Genomic DNA, 4,534 nt, shown 5'->3' on the forward strand with positions numbered 1-4,534 from the left:
CAATGTCCAGCAGCAAGATGACCCGCTCTTTGCCGGTCTTGGCATAGTAAATCGCCTCAAAGCCTGCCATCGCACCGTCGACAATCCGCACTGTGTCGCCCCTTTGGAAATCCGGTTGCGGAAGCTCCTGGATCCCATCCGCATCTTCCCGAGCTTGCAGGATCGATACGAGGTCTTCCGGGACCTGGGCAGGCACGTTTCCAAAACGAATAAGTTGCGTTACGCCAATCGTAGAGCGGATCGGCGCCCAGTTTTCGTCTTGCGTGCTAAGGCGGATGAATAGATAACGCGGGAACATCGGCTCAATAATTGTTAAATACTGCCCCTTGCGGCGCCGACGGTGCCGCATTAAAGGCAGGTAGGCTTCATAATTTTGACGTTGAAGATTTTCCAACGCTAGGCGCTCTTGGCGCGGTTTGGAATAGATGAGATACCAACCTCTCATAATCAAAAGAGCCTAATTTAGTAAAACATGCGTGCCCGCGTCGCCACGATACCACTACCTGGCTGCACTATCGGCCAACGCAGAAATACTCGAAACCTGCATCGCGCATCTGATCCGGTTCGTAGACGTTACGCAGATCAACAAACACCTTACCCTTCATGAGTTCTCGCACCCTACCCAGATCCAAGCCCCGGTAGGCATTCCATTCTGTCAATAATACGACCGCCTCGGCATCCTCGAACACTTGATAAATCGCATCGCAGTAGCGTACCTCCTCAGGTAATAGGGCTTTAGCTTGCTCGACACCCTTTGGGTCATGCGCCTGTATGATTGCTCCCTTCTCAATTAGCGCGCGCAAAATAGAAAGTGCCGGCGCATCGCGCATATCGTCCGTCTCGGGCTTGTAGGTTAATCCTAAAATACCGATGATCTTACCCGCCTCGTTTCCTCCAAGCGCATCACGGATCTTTTTTATCATTCGCGCCCGTTGTGCTGCATTCACTTCGATTACTGCCTCAACAATCCGGCATGACACCTCATGTTCCTGTGCCATTCGTACTAGAGCCTGAGCATCTTTCGGGAAACATGAGCCACCAAATCCCGGCCCCGGATGAAGAAACTTGCGATTAATTCTTCCATCCAATCCCATTCCTTTAGCCACATCGTGGACATCAGCATTTACCGCCTCACACAATGTGGACATTTCGTTAATAAAACTAATTTTCGTCGCGAGAAAGGCATTGGATGCGTACTTGATCAATTCCGCAGTTTCCAATCCCGTGACCAGTATCGGTGCTTCAATGAGATTCAGGGGACGATAAAGATCACGCAGCGTTGCCTCTGCACGTCCGCTTTCGACCCCAATCACGACTCGATCTGGCCGCATAAAGTCCGAGATCGCAGACCCTTCACGCAGGAACTCCGGATTGGACGCTATATCGAAATCTGCACTTGGGTTTTCCTGCCGAATGATGCGATCGACATTACGTGCAGTGCCGACTGGCACCGTGGACTTGTCAACAACCACCGTGTAACCTCTAAGGTTAACCGCAATCTCCTTGGCGGCTGAATACACGAAACTTAGATCGGCATATCCATCACCATGTCTTGAGGGCGTGCCTACTGCGATAAAAACAATGTCGGCATCCTTGACTGGTGTGGGCAAATCATTTGAAAAGTTGAGCCGATTTTCCGACATATTTTTTTTGATTAACTCTTGCAGCCCGGGTTCATAGATCGGCATCACACCATCGTTAAGGCGTGCAATCCGGTCCTCATCAATATCAGTACAGGTCACATGGGCGCCAAACTCCGCAAAGCAGGCGCCCGAAACCAGGCCAACATAGCCGCAGCCGACCATAGCAACTTTCATAGATATGATCTCTGCTTCACGGGTTCAGGATTACCGACCGGAGGCACGCTTCGCATTTATTAAACTAGCAGACGCCCGCCCTGAAAGCCGCATTTTGGTTTCCGCATACATGAGCAAAACGACAAACTCGCATCCTCGGATGAAGCAAGATGGTTACAGGCGCCACAACTTCACACCATCAGGAACAGGGTTGCGAGGCAAATTAGCCGTGACATCCGCAACGATGCCCCTTCCATTGCCAAGCAAATTCACTACCCCTTGCCACCCCTGCTCAACATACTGTTGATGGGGCACCGCCAGGATAACCGCATGGGCGGGCTTAAGCGCATCGTAGGTTAAGAGATCGAGTTCGTAACGACGCTTTGCCTCATCGGCACTGGCAAGGGGATCATGTACCTGCACTTGGACACCGTACTCACCCAGCTCCGATACGATATCCATGACACGTGTATTACGCAGATCAGGCACGTTCGCCTTGAAGGTGATTCCGAGGATTGTCACAACGCTGCCTTTTACATTTTCGCCCGCCTGAATGAGAAGCTTGACAACCTGCCGAGCAACATAGTTGCCCATTGCATCATTGACGCTACGTCCAGCCAGAATTACCCTCGGGTTGTAACCCAGCATCGTCGCTTTGTGTGTTAGATAATACGGATCAACACCAATGCAGTGGCCCCCAACGAGGCCGGGAACAAAACGCAGAAAATTCCATTTTGTGCCGGCCGCCGAAAGAACGTCATGTGTATCTATTCCCATTCGGTTGAATATCAACGCGAGCTCATTCATCAACGCAATATTCAGGTCCCGTTGGGTGTTTTCGATGACTTTTGCTGCCTCGGCCACTTTGATCGAGGGCGCACGGTGCACTCCTGCTGTCACAACTGACTCATACACTTGAGCAACGACGTCCAATGTCGCTGGATTCTGCCCCGCTACGACCTTGGTTATTAAGGTGAAGGTATGCTCCCTGTCACCTGGGTTGATGCGCTCTGGGGAGTACGCCACGAAAAAGTCACGACCACACGTGAGCCCGGATTCTCGTTCCAACACCGGCACACAGTCCTCCTCCGTAGCACCAGGATAGACCGTCGACTCATATGTCACAATGTCCCCGGGCTTCAGTTGTTGGCCCACCGTTTCTGAGGCCCGCAATATCGGTGTTAGATCTGGTAGCTTCGAATCTTCGATCGGAGTAGGTGCTGCAATTATATGAAAGTCAGCATTCCTTAATTGTTTCGGATCCGATGTAAAGAGAACTTCGCTGTTCGCAAGTAGTCCAGGCTCAACCTCACCCGTCCGGTCAACGCCATTTTTCAGCTCCTTGATCCGATCGGGATCGATATCGAACCCAATCACCTTACCTTTCTCTCCAAAGGCGACGGCAACAGGAAGACCGACATAGCCGAGTCCGATCACAGAGATCTTTCTACCGTGTTCCATTACGTCACCTTATAGTAGTCCTTGTACCAATCCACAAAGTTGGCAATCCCAGTTTCAATAGACGTAGTAGGCTTGTAATCAATATCCCTGACCAGATCATCAACATCGGCGTATGTTTCTTCCACGTCACCGGGTTGCATGGGCAACATGTTCTTAATCGCCTCTTTCCCGAGACAACTCTCCAGCAGTTCAATGTAGTGCAGCAAGTCCACCGGATTGTGATTACCAATATTGTACAATCTAAATGGCGCCCTGCTCGTACCTGGGTCGGGCCGATCACCTGACCAGTGATCATTGGCTGTCGCAAGATTGTCTACTACGCGCACGATTCCTTCCACGACGTCGTCAATATAGGTAAAGTCACGCCGGTGATTTCCGTGATTGAAAACATCTATTGGCTTACCTTCCAGGATGTTCCGCGTAAACAGGAAAAGCGACATATCGGGCCGACCCCACGGCCCATAAACAGTAAACAAACGTAATCCAGTTGTGGGTAATCCATATAAATGACTATAAGTATGTGCCATTAACTCGTTTGCTTTCTTAGTTGCACCATAGAGCGATAACGGATGATCTACATTGTCGTGGACGGAAAATGGCATCTTAGTATTAGCGCCGTAAACTGAACTGGACGATGCATACACGAGATGTTCTACCGCATGATGGCGACATCCTTCTAATATATTGGTAAATCCAACTACATTCGAATTGATATAGGCGCGCGGATTGACAAGGGAATAGCGAACCCCTGCCTGCGCGGCGAGATGCACTACTCTTTGAGGCTTAATTTCGGAAAACAGTTGGTCGGTTCCCGGTTGGTCCGCAACATCGATCCGTATAAAGCGAAAGTTCTCGTACGGATTAAGCCCTACAAGACGATCTTCCTTCAATGTGACATCATAATAGTCATTGAGATTGTCAATCCCAATGACTTCATCCCCGCGCTCAAGTAAACGCTTGCTAAGCGATGATCCAATAAACCGGCCCTCGATGGTTTTCGTTCACGGGGCCGGCATGGACCAGTCGGTCTGGGCCCTGCAGTCGCGCTATATGGCCTATCACGGCCACAATATCTTCGCGCTCAATCTTCCGGGCCACGGCCGCTACGCCGAGCACAAGACGAAGGAATCGTCGGGCACCGGCTTCAAGGTCGCACCGAAGCACCTCGACAAGCACTGGATCTCCGCCACGACCGCCGGCAAGCCCTTCGACAAGCACTGGATCTCCGCCACGACCGCCGGCAAGCCCTTCGATCTGAGCCAGCCCTCGGTGGTTTT

The 4,534-nt window shown here is 51.1% G+C and carries 5 protein-coding genes; 1 reads left to right on the top strand and 4 read right to left on the bottom strand.

The window, feature by feature from the left end:
* The 4 genes from rfaH to O6944_10035 all read right to left on the bottom strand — a co-directional run.
* Positions 1-445 (bottom strand): transcription/translation regulatory transformer protein RfaH (gene rfaH, locus O6944_10020; protein MCZ6719472.1); only part of this gene is annotated, 445 nt, incomplete at its 3' end.
* A 67-nt stretch (positions 446-512) separates the two neighbouring features.
* A complete protein-coding gene (locus O6944_10025) occupies positions 513-1,817 on the bottom strand; it encodes a UDP-glucose/GDP-mannose dehydrogenase family protein (protein MCZ6719473.1) in 1,305 nt (434 codons plus the stop codon).
* 153 nt (positions 1,818-1,970) lie between these two features.
* Positions 1,971-3,257, bottom strand: a complete 1,287-nt coding sequence (locus O6944_10030; GenBank protein ID MCZ6719474.1) for a nucleotide sugar dehydrogenase — start codon at positions 3,255-3,257, stop codon at positions 1,971-1,973.
* Entirely contained in the window at positions 3,257-4,249 is a 993-nt protein-coding gene (locus O6944_10035) for an NAD-dependent epimerase (GenBank protein MCZ6719475.1), read from the bottom strand. Before O6944_10035 ends, O6944_10030 begins: the two co-directional genes overlap by 1 nt.
* A gap of 22 nt (positions 4,250-4,271) precedes the next feature.
* Here O6944_10035 and O6944_10040 point away from each other — a divergent pair.
* Positions 4,272-4,534: hypothetical protein (locus tag O6944_10040; protein MCZ6719476.1), on the top strand; the 263-nt coding region annotated here is incomplete at its 3' end.

The organism is Gammaproteobacteria bacterium, assembly GCA_027296625.1.
In the GTDB taxonomy this organism is placed as follows: Bacteria; Pseudomonadota; Gammaproteobacteria; order JAKEHO01; family JAKEHO01; genus JAKEHO01.

Excerpts from the sequence above, each read along its gene's own strand:
- O6944_10025 (MCZ6719473.1), bottom strand. The coding sequence starts at position 1,817 with ATGAAAGTTGCTATGGTCGGCTGCGGCTATGTTGGCCTGGTTTCGGGC.
- O6944_10030 (MCZ6719474.1), bottom strand. The coding sequence starts at position 3,257 with ATGGAACACGGTAGAAAGATCTCTGTGATCGGACTCGGCTATGTCGGT.